The 13,595-nt window shown below is 59.4% G+C and carries 15 protein-coding genes; 7 read left to right on the forward strand and 8 right to left on the reverse strand.

Going from position 1 to position 13,595, the window contains the following annotated elements:
- Nucleotides 1-93: 93 nt before the first annotated feature.
- Together LRR79_RS02365 and LRR79_RS02370 are read left to right on the forward strand one after the other, a co-directional pair.
- On the forward strand, nt 94-1,242 hold the full coding sequence (locus LRR79_RS02365) for a PilT/PilU family type 4a pilus ATPase (protein ID WP_231758819.1): 1,149 nt from the start codon (nt 94-96) through the stop codon (nt 1,240-1,242).
- A 24-nt stretch (nt 1,243-1,266) separates the two neighbouring features.
- Nucleotides 1,267-1,884 carry a LysE family translocator gene (locus LRR79_RS02370; RefSeq protein ID WP_231758820.1) on the forward strand — a complete coding sequence of 206 codons (618 nt, stop codon included), beginning with the start codon at nt 1,267-1,269 and terminating at the stop codon, nt 1,882-1,884.
- Nucleotides 1,885-1,910: 26 nt separating this feature from the next.
- On the opposite strand, the gene LRR79_RS02375 is transcribed toward LRR79_RS02370, so the two are convergent.
- Both LRR79_RS02375 and LRR79_RS02380 read right to left on the reverse strand, forming a co-directional pair.
- A complete protein-coding gene (locus tag LRR79_RS02375) occupies nt 1,911-2,669 on the reverse strand; it encodes a LytR/AlgR family response regulator transcription factor (RefSeq protein WP_231758821.1) in 759 nt (252 codons plus the stop codon).
- Entirely contained in the window at nt 2,666-3,952 is a 1,287-nt protein-coding gene (locus LRR79_RS02380; RefSeq protein WP_231758822.1) for a sensor histidine kinase, read from the reverse strand. The genes LRR79_RS02375 and LRR79_RS02380 overlap by 4 nt, the downstream gene beginning before the upstream one ends.
- Before the next feature lie 112 nt (nt 3,953-4,064).
- Between LRR79_RS02380 and argH the strand changes: the two genes are divergently transcribed.
- On the forward strand, nt 4,065-5,486 hold the full coding sequence (gene argH / locus LRR79_RS02385; RefSeq protein WP_231758823.1) for an argininosuccinate lyase: 1,422 nt from the start codon (nt 4,065-4,067) through the stop codon (nt 5,484-5,486).
- Nucleotides 5,487-5,576: 90 nt separating this feature from the next.
- Here argH and cyaY read toward each other — a convergent pair whose 3' ends face one another.
- Entirely contained in the window at nt 5,577-5,909 is a 333-nt protein-coding gene (gene cyaY, locus LRR79_RS02390; protein ID WP_231758824.1) for an iron donor protein CyaY, read from the reverse strand.
- Between the two features lie 112 nt (nt 5,910-6,021).
- Here cyaY and lptM point away from each other — a divergent pair, with 112 nt between their 5' ends.
- The 4 genes from lptM to LRR79_RS02410 all read left to right on the forward strand — a co-directional run bounded on the left by lptM (nt 6,022) and on the right by LRR79_RS02410 (nt 9,311).
- A complete protein-coding gene (lptM, locus tag LRR79_RS02395) occupies nt 6,022-6,264 on the forward strand; it encodes an LPS translocon maturation chaperone LptM (protein WP_231758825.1) in 243 nt (80 codons plus the stop codon).
- Nucleotides 6,261-7,514, forward strand: a complete 1,254-nt coding sequence (lysA, locus tag LRR79_RS02400; protein WP_231758826.1) for a diaminopimelate decarboxylase — start codon at nt 6,261-6,263, stop codon at nt 7,512-7,514. Before lptM ends, lysA begins: the two co-directional genes overlap by 4 nt.
- Before the next feature lie 142 nt (nt 7,515-7,656).
- The gene (gene dapF, locus LRR79_RS02405; RefSeq protein ID WP_231758827.1) at nt 7,657-8,487 is read left to right on the forward strand and encodes a diaminopimelate epimerase; all 831 of its coding nucleotides are present in this window, start codon (nt 7,657-7,659) and stop codon (nt 8,485-8,487) included.
- Nucleotides 8,488-8,549: 62 nt separating this feature from the next.
- On the forward strand, nt 8,550-9,311 hold the full coding sequence (locus LRR79_RS02410) for a DUF484 family protein (RefSeq protein ID WP_231758828.1): 762 nt from the start codon (nt 8,550-8,552) through the stop codon (nt 9,309-9,311).
- Nucleotides 9,312-9,516: 205 nt separating this feature from the next.
- On the opposite strand, the gene LRR79_RS02415 is transcribed toward LRR79_RS02410, so the two are convergent.
- From LRR79_RS02415 to LRR79_RS02435, 5 genes are all read right to left on the reverse strand, one after another.
- Complete coding sequence (locus tag LRR79_RS02415; RefSeq protein ID WP_231758829.1) at nt 9,517-9,729, reverse strand: hypothetical protein; 213 nt, start codon at nt 9,727-9,729, stop codon at nt 9,517-9,519.
- A gap of 691 nt (nt 9,730-10,420) precedes the next feature.
- A complete protein-coding gene (locus tag LRR79_RS02420) occupies nt 10,421-10,759 on the reverse strand; it encodes a P-II family nitrogen regulator (protein ID WP_043319767.1) in 339 nt (112 codons plus the stop codon).
- 113 nt (nt 10,760-10,872) lie between these two features.
- Nucleotides 10,873-12,132, reverse strand: coding sequence for an ammonium transporter (locus LRR79_RS02425; protein WP_231758830.1), 1,260 nt, complete (start codon nt 12,130-12,132; stop codon nt 10,873-10,875).
- Nucleotides 12,133-12,223: 91 nt separating this feature from the next.
- Nucleotides 12,224-12,562 (reverse strand): P-II family nitrogen regulator, encoded by a 339-nt coding sequence (locus LRR79_RS02430; protein ID WP_043319769.1) that lies wholly within the window; start codon nt 12,560-12,562, stop codon nt 12,224-12,226.
- Nucleotides 12,563-12,616: 54 nt separating this feature from the next.
- The gene (locus LRR79_RS02435) at nt 12,617-13,345 is read right to left on the reverse strand and encodes a TorF family putative porin (protein WP_231758831.1); all 729 of its coding nucleotides are present in this window, start codon (nt 13,343-13,345) and stop codon (nt 12,617-12,619) included.
- Between the last annotated feature and the right edge of the window lie 250 nt (nt 13,346-13,595).

Genomic DNA, 13,595 nt, shown 5'->3' on the forward strand with positions numbered 1-13,595 from the left:
GCCTGGTCATCCCGGACTCGATCCGGGATCCAGTGCTACGAAGTAACCACATACGATTCGAAGAAAACGACTAGCCCAGGCGGTAAATAACAAATGGAAATCGAACGACTCCTACAACTGGTCACCGAAAAAGGCGCGTCTGACCTGTTCATCACCGCCGGTGTACCCGCGTCCATCAAACTGCACGGCAAGATCGTCCCGGTCACCACCAGCCCGCTGACCCCGGAAAAAGCCCGGGAAATGGTGATCGGCATCATGAACGACCGCCAGAAAAAAGAGTTCGTTGAAAACAAAGAACTCAATTTCGCCATCTCCCTGCGCAACGTCGGCCGCTTCCGGGTATCCGCCTTCTTCCAGCGCAACCTGGTGGGCATGGTACTGCGTCGTATCGAGACCAAGATCCCCACCATCGACGGACTCGGCCTGCCGGAGCAGCTCAAAGAGCTGGCCATGACCAAGCGCGGCCTGATCATCTTTGTGGGTGCGACCGGTACCGGTAAATCCACCTCGTTGGCCTCCATGATCGGCCACCGCAACGAGAACTCGAAGGGTCACATCATCTCCATCGAGGACCCCATCGAATTTATCCACCAGCACCGCGGCTGCATCGTCACCCAGCGGGAAGTCGGCCTGGATACCGACTCCTTCGAGACCGCCCTGAAAAACACCCTGCGTCAGGCACCCGACGTGATCCTGATTGGTGAGGTGCGTTCCCGCGAAACCATGGACCACGCCATCGCCTTCGCCGAAACCGGCCACCTGTGCCTGTGTACCCTGCACGCCAACAACGCCAACCAGGCGCTGGACCGGATCATCCACTTCTTCCCGGCGGACCGTCATCAGCAACTGTGGATGGACCTGTCCCTGAACCTGCAGGCGATGGTCGCCCAGCAGCTGGTCCCCACTCCGGACGGCGACGGCCGCCGCGCCTGTCTCGAGATCATGATCAACACCCCGCTGATGTCGGACCTGATCCGCAAGGGCGAGGTGCACAAAATGAAGGAGCTGATGAAACGCTCCACCGAGCAGGGTATGCAGACCTTCGACCAGGCCCTGTACGAACTCTACGACCGCGGCGAAATCACCTACGAAGACGCCCTCGCCCACGCGGACTCCGCCAACGACCTGCGCCTGATGATCAAGCTCAAGTCCGAATCCGACGCCGAGTACCTCAACAGCGCCGCCGAGGGACTGAGCCTCGCCAGCGACACCGATACCGGCAGCGGCCCGCAGATCTATTGATCGATCCCCCGAAGAGGTACCGCTTTGACACTACTGAGTGCCCTCGCCCTGTTCAGCGCCATGGTCGTGCTGGCTGCCATTCCCGGTCCCGGGATCTTTGCGGTGATGGCGCGCTCGGCCAGTGGTGGCATGCCGCACGGTATGGCAACCTCCGCTGGTATCGTACTGGGTGACTATATTTTTATTGCGCTGTGCCTTTCGGGCCTCGCCTATGTCGCGGATATGATGGGGAGTGTATTTACCACCATCCAGTATCTCGGCGCGGCCTACCTGATCTGGCTGGGGGTTAGCCTGCTGCGGGCGCGGTCTACAAAGGCCAGGGTCGCGCCCACGTCGACAAACTCACTGGCCTCCAGTGTGTTGATCGGGCTGACCATCACCCTCGGGAATCCCAAAGCGATTCTCTTCTACCTCAGCTTCTTTCCCGCGTTTCTGCCGCTGGCGGAAATCACGCTTACCGATATGGTGATCATTTTTGCCATCACGACAGTCAGTGTGGTCGGCGTCATGCTGATATACGCGTGGATCACGGTACACGCACACTCTCGCGTACAGCAGCGCGGTGCAGGAAAGGCGCTCAATAAGGTGGGTGGAGTTTTACTGGTGGGCAGTGGCCTGTGGATGGTATTGCGCAGCCTGTAGACCGATACCGACAGCACCCGCTTATATCAGACCATTTCTTCCAGCAGGGCTTTCACCGGCCCGAGCAGACGACGGGATACCGGCGGTGTCTGCTCGGTGCCACTGAGCGTGACCACCGTTCCCGATGCCTGCTTGCGCAGACCGGTAATATACGCCACTGCAACAATCGCGCCGCGATGTACCCGCACAAAACGCTCGCCGAATTCAGCTTCCAGTTCCTTGAGGGATTCATCCAGCACCGTTTCGCCACCAGAGTGATGGGCGATGACGTACTTGTCTTCGGCGATAAAGCAGCGGATATCGTCCACATCAACCAGCTGCACACCGCGGCGGCTCACCGCCTTGATCTGGCGGCGGCCACTACTTGCGGGTGATGGTTTTGGTTCGGCTTGCAGGAGTTGCGGTTTGCTCAGTCTTCGCGCCTGGGCAATCGCCTGTGCCAGTTGCTCCACATTGACGGGCTTGAGCAGGTAACCCGATGGAGCAACCGCAAAGGCAGGGAGCGCAAACTCGTCGTGGGCGGTGCAGAATATGATCGCAGGCGGGTTGGGTCGGTTGGTGATTTGGGTGGCGAGTTGGAGCCCGTTTTCTCCGGGCATTTCGATATCCAGTAACAACAGGTCCGGGTCGAGTGAATCCAGCTGTTGTAACGCGCTTTCCCCATCGGCAGCTTCTCCCAGCAGTTGGCAACCATGAATAGTCTGCAACTGTCGGGCCAATCTGGCCCGTGCCAGCGGCTCGTCGTCGACGATCAACACACCCAGCGGGCGTTCAGAGGTACTCATTCGACCACCTCGGTAACGACTCCGCCGGAAGGCACTGCTACTGGCTCAGTTGTTCTGGCTTCTGCACGGGCGCTTAACGGCAGCCGTATTTCTACGACATATTTTCTACCTCGCTCCCCTTCGCACTCTTGTGCAGTAAAGCGAAAGCGGTCTCCGTAAAACGCACTGAGACGCTGGCGAATATTTTCCATCGCCATACCGTTGCCCACATGGGCCAAACGGTTTTTTTCCGCCTCAGTTTCTGCTTCAAAATCTGCAACAGGATTATGAATCGACAATAGCAGTTCGCGGGACGCTCTGCCAATGACATTTTGACGACGGCGAAATTTACTCGGCACGGTGATTTCACCAATAGAAATTTCGATAGTGCCGCCGCGGCGCAACCGCGCCACACCGTGCAGCACGGCGTTTTCCAGCAGGGGCTGCAACAGCATCGACGGGATCTCGGCGGGCCCCGACAATGGCTCTACATTCCACGATTGATGCAGGCGATCCCCGAGACGCAGGGATTCAATTTCCAGATAGTGTTTCGCCAACGCAATTTCCTGCTCCAGCGGCACCATTTTTGAGTCCGCCAGAGAGGCGCGGAACAGGGCGGACAGATCTTCCACCAACTTCTCCGCACGCGCCGGATCCACCGCGATCAGACTGGCGAGGCTGTTCATACTGTTGAACAGAAAGTGCGGGCGGATGCGGGACTGCAGCGCCTCGATACGCGCTCCCAGCTCCGCCTGTTGCTGGTTGTGCAACTGCTGCTGCACATAGGCGTAACGCAGCACTACCCCCGCGCAGATGGCACCGACCAGGAAATTGGCCAGTAGCGACAGCCAGTCAATCGGGCCACCAAGCATATCCGCCGCCCACCAGTGCTGCGCCACAAGCACCCCCAGCAGAACCGCAAGCACCGTCGAGTAACTGAGCGCTGCGGCAAGGTTGTGGGACAGGCGGGCGAGAAAGGGGCGCATTCGGCACAGGATGGCGGCAGACGGCAGTATCGCCCACTGCACGGTCAGGGACACCAGGCCCAGGCGCTGCCAGTTGAAGGGCGCCAGCCCGTCGGTGCCAAGCACCAGCACCAGCGCCAACAGCTCACCCATCAGCACCAGAGCGGCGACACCGGTCACGCTACACAGATTGGGGAGGAAATGGGGCGAGTCGTGGAGAGAGTGGTCATCCACGGCATTGCCAAAGCGCGGGCGCGCAGAATCTTTGCCATCGGGGGCAATTTCGCGAACTTGCTGCGCTATAATGCCCGCCGCTTGCGCGGGCCGGGAAGATGTCATACCACGTTATCTTTATTCTGGACCTGCCAATTAGGCAAAGAAGATACCGCCATCCCGGATCGACTTCCACATCACCATTCACAAACCCAATCCACTTTCGACCAGAGGCAGCATGAGCAACGATAACTCCTCCGCAAACAATGGACAGAACCCGGCAGCCAAGCTGTGGGGCGGCCGCTTCAGTGAAGCCACCGATGCGTTCGTGGAGCGCTTTACCGCCTCGGTGATGTTCGATCAGCGCATGGCACTGGAAGACATTCAGGGCTCTCTGGCCCATGCGCAGATGCTGTCGGAAGTGGGTGTACTGACCGCGGACGAGTTCAAGCAGATCGAGGGCGGCCTCAAAGCCATCGCCGAGGAGATCAAGGCCGGCGAATTCCCCTGGTCAGTGGCGCTGGAAGACGTGCACATGAACATCGAAGCACGCCTGACCGACCGCATCGGCGCCACCGGCAAGAAGCTGCACACCGGCCGCTCCCGCAACGACCAGGTGGCCACCGACATCCGCCTGTGGCTGCGCAACCGCATTGACCAGATAGCCTCTGAGCTGACGCGGTTACAGACCGGCCTGGTCGATCTGGCCGAAAAAGAGGCCGACACCATCATGCCGGGCTTCACCCACCTGCAATCCGCCCAGCCGGTCACCTTCGGCCACCACCTGCTGGCGTGGAACGAGATGCTGACCCGGGATTACGAGCGCCTGATGGACTGCCGCAAGCGCGTAAACCGCTCACCTTTAGGTGCAGCCGCACTGGCCGGTACCAGCTACCCGATCAATCGCGCGCGCACCGCCGAACTGCTGGGCTTTGATGCGCCCACCGAAAACTCGCTGGATTCCGTGAGCGATCGTGACTTCGCCATCGAATTCTGTGCCTTCAGCGCCCTGCTGCTGACGCATCTCTCCCGTGCCAGTGAGGAGCTGGTGCTGTGGACTTCCAGCCAGTTCGACTTTATCGACCTGCCGGATCGCTTCTGCACCGGCTCTTCCATCATGCCGCAGAAGAAAAACCCGGACGTCCCGGAGCTGGTACGCGGCAAGACCGGCCGCGTGAACGGCCACCTGATTTCCCTGCTGACCCTGATGAAAAGCCAGCCACTGGCCTACAACAAGGACAACCAGGAAGACAAGGAACCGCTGTTCGACGCCGCCGACACCGCACTGGACTGCCTGCGCGCCTTCGCGGACATGGCGCCGGCACTGAAGCCAAAGAAAGAAAATATGCTCGCCGCCGCGGCCAAGGGTTTCTCCACTGCCACCGATCTGGCGGATTACCTGGTACGCAAGGGCGTGGCCTTCCGCGATGCCCACGAGATCGTCGGTCAGTCCGTGGCATTTGCCATTGAGAAAGACTGCGATCTGGCGGACCTCAGCCTGGAAGAATTGCAGAAGTTTTCCGATGTGATTGGGGAAGACGTGTTTGACGTGCTGACCCTGGAAGGCTCCGTGGCCGCCCGGGATCATATTGGCGGCACCGCGCCCAATCAGGTGCGTGCGGCCTGCGAGCGTGCGCGCAAGTTGCTTGCCTCGCGCTAAGTTTTCTTGGTTTAGGCCGGGCCACGCCCGGCTGCGTGGCGAAAGCCACGCGCTGGATCCCGGCTCAAGGCCGGGATGACGAGTGAAACCTTATAGCCCCAGGGAAACCGCACTCCCCTGCTGTTCGGTCAGCACTCGATCCAACAGCGTCGGCAGGTCTTCGCCGGTGGTTGTGCATTTCCAGCCGGGCATTTCGAATTTCAGGTGGTAACCGCCGGAGCGCGCCGCCACCCACAGCTCCTGCACCGCGCTCTGGCGCGAGAGGATGACCTGGGTGCCATTGTCCTCCAGGGTGATGGTCAACACCGAGTCCGATCGCTCGTAATCCATATCCACATCGCAGTTGTCGAGGGCGTCTTCGACGGCAATCAGGGTTTCTTCGATGGCGGCGTTGTACGCGGGCTGGGAATCGGCCTGGGTCATGGGTGGTTACTACTGTTACTGTGTTTTTGGGAAGCTCGGGTCGCTATACTAGCAGGCTTTTCCGGTCTTCTCGTCCCGCTTGCACGGGGCAGGTACACTCAAGGCAACCCCGATGCGCACACCCCTGCTCTCCCTGGTCACCCTCTCCGCCATCACCCTGGCGCTGAGCGCCTGCGGCCAAAAGGGGCCGCTCTACCTGCCACAGGATCCCGCGGCCCCCTCCGCTGGCACCACTGGCACTGTTCACAGCCAGACCACGCCAGCGCAGCAAAACAGCCAGACCGGAACAGAAACCGAATCGAACACTGATCGACAAACCGAGCAACACACGGAAGCAGAAGCAGTATCCAAATGAGTGAATTCTCTTATCAGCAGGGAAGCCTGTGGGCCGAGGGCGTGAGCCTGGAGCAGATCGCCGAACAGTTCGGCACTCCCACATATGTCTACAGCCGCGCCCACTACGAGCGCCAGTATCGGGCCTACGCCGATGCGCTGGGGGACCACCCCGGGCTGATCTGCTACGCCATCAAGGCCAACAGTAACCTCGGTATTCTGTCGGTACTGGCGCAACTGGGGGCGGGTTTCGATATTGTCTCCGCCGGTGAGCTGGAGCGGGTATTGATGGCCGGTGGCGACCCGGGCAAGGTGGTGTTTTCCGGCGTGGGCAAGACTGCCGAGGAGATGCGCCGCGCCCTGTCCGTCGGCGTACACTGTTTCAATGTGGAATCCGAAGGCGAGCTGGACCGCCTGGAAGCGGTGGCCGCCGAGATGGGAGTCAGCGCCCCGGTTTCCCTGCGGGTGAACCCGGATGTGGACGCCAAGACCCACCCGTATATCTCCACCGGCCTGAAAGAGAACAAGTTCGGCATCGCCATCGAGCGTGCGCCTGCGGTGTACGCGCGCATTGCCGACTCGCAAAGCCTCAATGCAGTGGGCGTGGACTGCCACATCGGCTCCCAGCTCACCGAGATTTCTCCCTTCCTCGACGCCCTTGAGCGCCTGCTGGCGTTGATCGATGAGCTGGCCGAAGACGGCACCAAACTCAAGCATCTGGATCTGGGCGGCGGCCTGGGTGTGCGTTACCGCGGTGAAGAACCGCCGGAAGTGAGCGATTACCTCGGTGCGGTGAAAGAAAAACTTGCCGGCCGCGACCTGGGTCTGGTACTGGAGCCGGGCCGCTCCATTGCCGCCAATGGTGGCGCCCTGCTGACCCGGGTGGAATACCTGAAACGCACCGATGAGCACAACTTTGCCATCGTCGACGCCGCCATGAACGACAACCTGCGCCCGGCGCTGTACCAGGCGTGGCAGGATATTGTCGCGGTGACTCCGTCCAACGGCGAGACGGAAAGCTGGGATATTGTCGGCCCGGTGTGCGAGACCGGCGATTTCCTCGGCAAACACCGCCCGCTGGCACTGGAGCAGGGCCAACTGCTGGCCATGCTGTCGGCCGGCGCCTATGGCTTTACCATGAGCTCGAACTACAACTCTCGTACCCGCGCTGCGGAGGTACTTGTGGATGGGGACAAGACGTACCTGGTGCGCGCGCGGGAAACCCTCGCGGACCTGGTACGGGGTGAGACGACGGTGCCGGCGAAGGATTGATCATTAATAGTGGGAGTGTCACAGGCCCCACCTGGTAGCACTGGATTCCGGCCTGCGCCGGAATGACAACACCCAGCGTCATCCCGGCGGCGTCATGCCGGATTTGATCCGGTACGGGATCCAGACACGGAAGAGAAACAGAATGCGGCTTAAATTCACCAAAATGCACGGCCTTGGCAACGACTTTGTCATGGTCGACGGGATCACCCAGCGGGTGAAACTGTCGCCAGAAAAAGTCCGTCAGATCGCCGACCGCCACACCGGCATCGGCTGCGATCAGCTGTTGCTGGTGGAGGCCCCGCGCAATCCCGACGTGGACTTCCGCTACCGCATCTATAACGCCGATGGCAGTGAAGTGGAGAACTGTGGCAACGGCGCGCGCTGTTTCGCGCGCTTTGTGCGCGACCGCCGCCTCACCAGCAAAGAACAGATCCTGGTGGAAACCGCAGCCGGTGTCCTCGAGCTGAAGGTACGGGAGAAAGACCAGGTCAGCGTGGATATGGGTGAGCCAGTTCTGGAACCGGCAAAGATTCCCTTTCAGGCGGACATCCAGGCGGAGACCTACCCGCTGGACGTGGAAGGTGAAACCTACACCGTCGGCGCTGTCTCCATGGGCAACCCCCACGCGGTGCTGCTGGTGGATGATGTCACCAAGGCGCCGGTGGAAACCCTCGGTGCGGCCATCGAGTGCCACCCGCGCTTTCCCGCCCGGGTGAATGTGGGCTTCCTGCAGATCGAGGCCCGCGGCAAGGCGCGTCTGCGGGTGTTTGAACGGGGTGTGGGCGAGACCCGCGCCTGCGGTACCGGTGCCTGTGCGGCCATGGTATCCGCGCGCCTGCGCGGCCTGGTGGACGAAGAGCTGCAGATCACCCTGCCCGGGGGCACCCTGACGATCCACTGGCCGGGACCCGGCGAGCCGGTTACCATGACCGGGCCCACGGCGGCGGTGTATCACGGACAGATCGTGCTCTGAGGCCCTGCTTGCCCTCAGCGCCCCGAGCACAACCCGATAAAAACCAGAAAACGACCCGGACCATGACCGATCATAGCGACGCTCCTCTGCTCGACAGCGAAGTCGAGGCCAACCTGGACCGCCAGGAAGCCGCCGACAGCGAAAACCAGCGCAACAAAAAGCTGTTGTCGCGGCAGGTGGCCCGCTACCTGATCCAGAACCCCACCTTCTTTGCCGAAAATATGGAACTGCTGGAGACGATCCAGCTGCCCAGAGAGTCCGGCAAAACCGTGTCGCTGATGACACACCAGACCAACCTGCTGCGCGAACGCAATATCGAGATGCGCCAGCGCCTCGACCAGCTGTTGCAGGCGGCACGGGAAAACGATCAGCTGTTCAGTCACAGCCGTCAGCTGGTGCTGGCGCTGCTGGAGGCGTGCACGGTGGCAGAGGCCGGGGAAGCACTGCTGAAAAGTTTCAAAGAAGACTTCCAGGTGGAAACCACGGCACTGACGGTATTCGGGCCCCTGCCCGGCTCCGCCAGCAGACTCGGCGCCGTCCGCAGCAGCAGCCGCGCCAGTGCGGAAAATGCCATCGGCTCCATTCTGCGTAACGGCCGCACCGTGTGCGGTACGCTGCGCCCCTCGGAAACCGCCTACCTGTTTGGGGATGCCGCCGACAAGGTCGCGTCCGCGGCCGTGGTGCCGCTGGCGGACCAGCTGGGTATCCTGGCGGTCGGCTCCAGCGATCCCAATCACTACCGCTCCAGCCTCGGCACCATGTTCCTGTCGTATATCGGTGAGGTGCTCGAACGACTGTTGCCGGACCTGCTGTCACGCAGCTGATCCCGTTCGGTCTTTATCGTCAGGCTTGAGAGTGCACCCTGGAATCGGGTTTCGGGGAGGGAACTGGACCCCGGCATTCGCCGGGGTGACGGATTGCATCGCCAGGCAGCGCTCCGCGCGGAGCGCTATCCCTTGATTTTTTCGCCCTGCCGGCGGAGCCGGCACCCAGTGTTTTCCTTCGTTCAGCGCGCCTAGTCGTTCGCGACTAGATAGGCCGGCTGCCGTACTTCGGCTGCGGCTTGCGCGGAGGGTCTGCAGTTACATCCGGCGCCACCTCATCGATGGCACCACCTCTGGCGAGAAAAGCCTCGACTTCGGCACTCAGTTGGCTGCGGGCCCGCTGGCGGGAGGAAAGCGTGCGCTCTTCTGCAAAATCCTCGGTGTCTTTCGCTCGAGCACTGGATTGGTCGTCTTTCATGTCATTTACCCTGTAACTTGATACCCCTTGTTACAGAGGGAATACCCCTGCTGCCACAGCAAGCCTCTGGCGAACGTCCTGTTCCACCGGCGGGTCTTTCACTTTTCACAGTTGCTAACACATCAGCCACCGCGAAAACGGCAAATAAAATCCGCCGGGCAGAAGATTTCCTGCGGCGAAATATTTATAGGCAGTGTCCAACCAGCCTGCCAGAAAAGGTTCCCAATTCCGGTAGAGTTTTTTTGTGCGGTTTTTGCCCGATTTATTGCTGTTGGTTATGCTTTTTTGGGCGCCACACTTATGACGTCACACTCGAGGCAGAGAGGCTTTTCGCGCCTTAAAACCTGAGTCCACCGAGCGATTTATTCCGGGCACAAAAAAGCCCCGCAGAGCGGGGCCAAGGGCCTGTTCACTCTAAATTTGATGGTCGCGACGAAAACCGTTTTTTCGCAAAGCCAGGCGCAGTGAGCGCGGTGTGGTTATTCCACATAAGCGAACTGCAACGCTGCATTGCGGAAAAACGGTTTCGTCCCTCCGGGTTGCGCCCCAAACTGGGCCACCCAGCGTTGCTCGTCGTTCATTTAGCTCGCTAAACATCTCTCCTCACGCCTTGCTTGGCCCAGTTTGGGGCGGCAACGCGGCTATCAAATTTAGAATGAACAGGCCCTAGACACTGTGTCCGATTCTTTGATCAGACCGCTTCGCTGCCGGTTTCCCCGGTACGAATACGGATAACTTCTTCGAGCGCAGTGATAAAGATTTTACCGTCACCGATTTTACCGGTCTGTGCCGCTTTGGTGATGGCTTCAACGGCGCTGTCGACCATGCTGTCGTCCACCGCCAGTTCCAGTTTTACCTTGGGCAGAAAATCCACCACGTATTCGGCGCCGCGGTACAGTTCGGTGTGACCCTTCTGACGGCCGAAGCCCTTCACCTCGGTCACGGTCATGCCCTGCACGCCGACTTCGGACAGCGCGGTGCGCACGTCGTCCAGTTTGAATGGCTTAACCACAGCCGTAATCAATTTCATTCACTTATCCCCTGATTATGGTTCTTGCGGGTACCGGCCCGAAAACCGGTACCGGAAGATTATTTTGCCGCCAGCGGGGAGTGGTCCCGACACTAGCGGCTACCTATGAGCACTTATTTGCTCATAAATTCCGGATAAGCTTCCATTCCGCACTCGGCCAAGTCAATACCTTGCTGCTCTTCTTCCTCGGTAACACGGATACCGGTGATGAGCTTGAGGGCGTACCAGACCGCGAAGGAGGCGGCGAATACCCATACGAAGATGGTGGCAGCGCCAATCAGCTGGCCGCTGAAGGAGGAACCGTCGTTGGTAACCGGTACCAGCAGCAGACCCAGCAGACCAACCACACCGTGCACGGAGATGGCGCCAACAGGATCGTCGATCTTCAGCTTGTCCAGAGTCAGGATGGAGAATACCACCAGGATGCCGCCCAGGGCGCCGAACAGGGTTGCCTGCAGGGCAGTCGGGGTAGAAGGCTCAGCGGTGATCGCTACCAGGCCAGCCAGTGCGCCGTTCAGCAGCATGGTCAGGTCGGCTTTGCCGAACAGGATACGGCCGGTGATCAGAGCAGCGACAGCACCACCCGCGGCAGCGGCGTTGGTGTTCAGGAAAACCATGGCCACGGAGTGCGCGTTGGCAGCGTCGCCCAGCTTCAGCACAGAACCGCCGTTGAAACCGAACCAGCCCATCCACAGGATGAAGGTACCCAGGGTTGCCAGCGGCAGGTTGGCACCGGGGATGGCGTAGATTTCGCCGTTCGGGCCGTATTTGCCTTTCCGTGCGCCCAGCAGCAGTACCCCAGCCAGAGCAGCGGCAGCACCCGCCATGTGCACAATACCGGAACCGGCGAAGTCGGAGAAGCCCAGGTCACCCAGGTTATACAGACCGAATACTTCCGCACCGCCCCAGGTCCAGGAACCTTCCATCGGGTAGATGAAGCCGGTCATTACAACGGCAAACACCAGGAAGCTCCACAGGCGCATGCGCTCGGCAACCGCACCGGAAACGATGGACATTGCGGTAGCAACGAACACGACCTGGAAGAAGAAGTCGGAAGCACCGGAGTAAACGGAGTCACCTTCAAAACCGTTTTCGGCAGAAGCCGCCAGTACCTCATCCATGCTGAAGGCTTCGATGCCACTCAGCAGCCAGCCGCCGTCGTACATGATCGCGTAGCCACTGACCAGATACATGGTGGACGCAATCGCAAACAGCGCTACGTTTTTGGTAAGAATCTCGGTGGTGTTTTTAGAACGCACCAGGCCAGCTTCGAGCATGGCAAAGCCCGCTGCCATCCACATGACCAGTGCACCACACACGAGGAAATAAAATGTATCAATTGCGTACTGCAATTGAAAAATTTGATTTTCCATTTTTCGCTCCGTTTAACCCAAACTATCCCGAGTCGCCCCGGCAGTTATTGTCTATTGATCAAAGAATCGTTCTGGCAATCTGTTCTATTAATTAGATCGCTTCCGCGCCGGTCTCACCGGTACGGATACGGATTGCCTGCTCAAGGTTTGCAACAAAAATCTTGCCGTCGCCGATCTTGCCGCTTTGCGCCGCAGTGCCGATAGCTTCCAGCACGGCGTCAACCTGGCTGTCTTCAACGGCGATCTGCAACATGGTTTTGGGCAGAAAATCCACCACATACTCCGCTCCGCGATAGAGCTCGGTATGCCCTTTCTGACGGCCAAAACCTTTGACTTCACTCACGGTAATGCCGCTGACGCCGGCTTCAGCCAGCGCATCGCGCACTGCGTCGAGCTTGAATGGTTTAATGACTGCGGTTACCAGTTTCATGGTCTCCCCCCTTATAGGTGAGCCCACACAAGGCGGGCTCAATACGTTTTGCTGTTACCAGCTGTAAGAAGCACCTGCCAATACGGTTGGTTCGCACCAGTCGGTGTAGAAACATTCCTTGTCGCTTACGTCAGTTCCCACCAGAGAAGCACTCAGGGCCAGGCCACCAAACTCCTTGCCAACAGACACGGAGTAGTCGATGTAGGAATCAGATCCGTCCAGGAAAATTTCCTCGTCAAATAGGTTGAGGCCAGCGCTCAGGTCCAGGGAAATATCGTTGGCCAGGCTGAAGGAATAGCCGGCGCTCAGGTAATAGAAAGCACCACTTTGCAGCCAGTAGTCATCGGAATAGGCAAAGCCCAGTGACGCGTCGCCAAAGCTCAGGCTGCCGTAGACTTCCTGATAGTCTTCGTCCCAATCGCTACCGTGGTACGCGTAGTAGATATAACCAACGTCGTAGCCAACGCCACCGGCAGTTTCACCGGCATAGCCGCCGTAAAAGTCCTGTTCGAATTTGGTTTCGTCAGCGCCGTAAGCGAAATCCACCTGAGAAGCCCAGGTACCCAGGTAAACACCGTTACCCAGATCCAGGTCTAAACCACCCTGAACGGCAGGGCCGGTGTCTGTCTGAGAAATACCGCGGAAGCGATAGTCACTCACCACGCCAACGTTTGCACTGAAGCTGGGGCCTGATTCTTGCGCAGTCACAGCGCTGGAAACCGCCATGGCCAACACGCTTCCGGAAACAATCGCTGCAACTTTTTTATTGAAATTAAAATCCACTTTTTGGTTCTCCTAGATCTCTGTGTGAAGTACTCGTCTTTTTTTTATGTACTGCGGCTTCGACTTCGCCGGGGATACGGCACTCGCCGCACTCGCCCAGGCACTTCACTGAAGACCTATCCCCTGCCTGCATTGCCAGGGCGATTTGCACAGGGGTACTTGCAGAGATGGTGCCAACTTTGAAAAGACGCTGAGAATTCAACGGTTTAGGCGGGATTTACAGAACAGAGCGCAGGCATTTCAGCGAGAC

Origin of the sequence: Microbulbifer elongatus, from assembly GCF_021165935.1 — a bacterium.
Classification (GTDB): Bacteria; Pseudomonadota; Gammaproteobacteria; order Pseudomonadales; family Cellvibrionaceae; genus Microbulbifer; species Microbulbifer elongatus.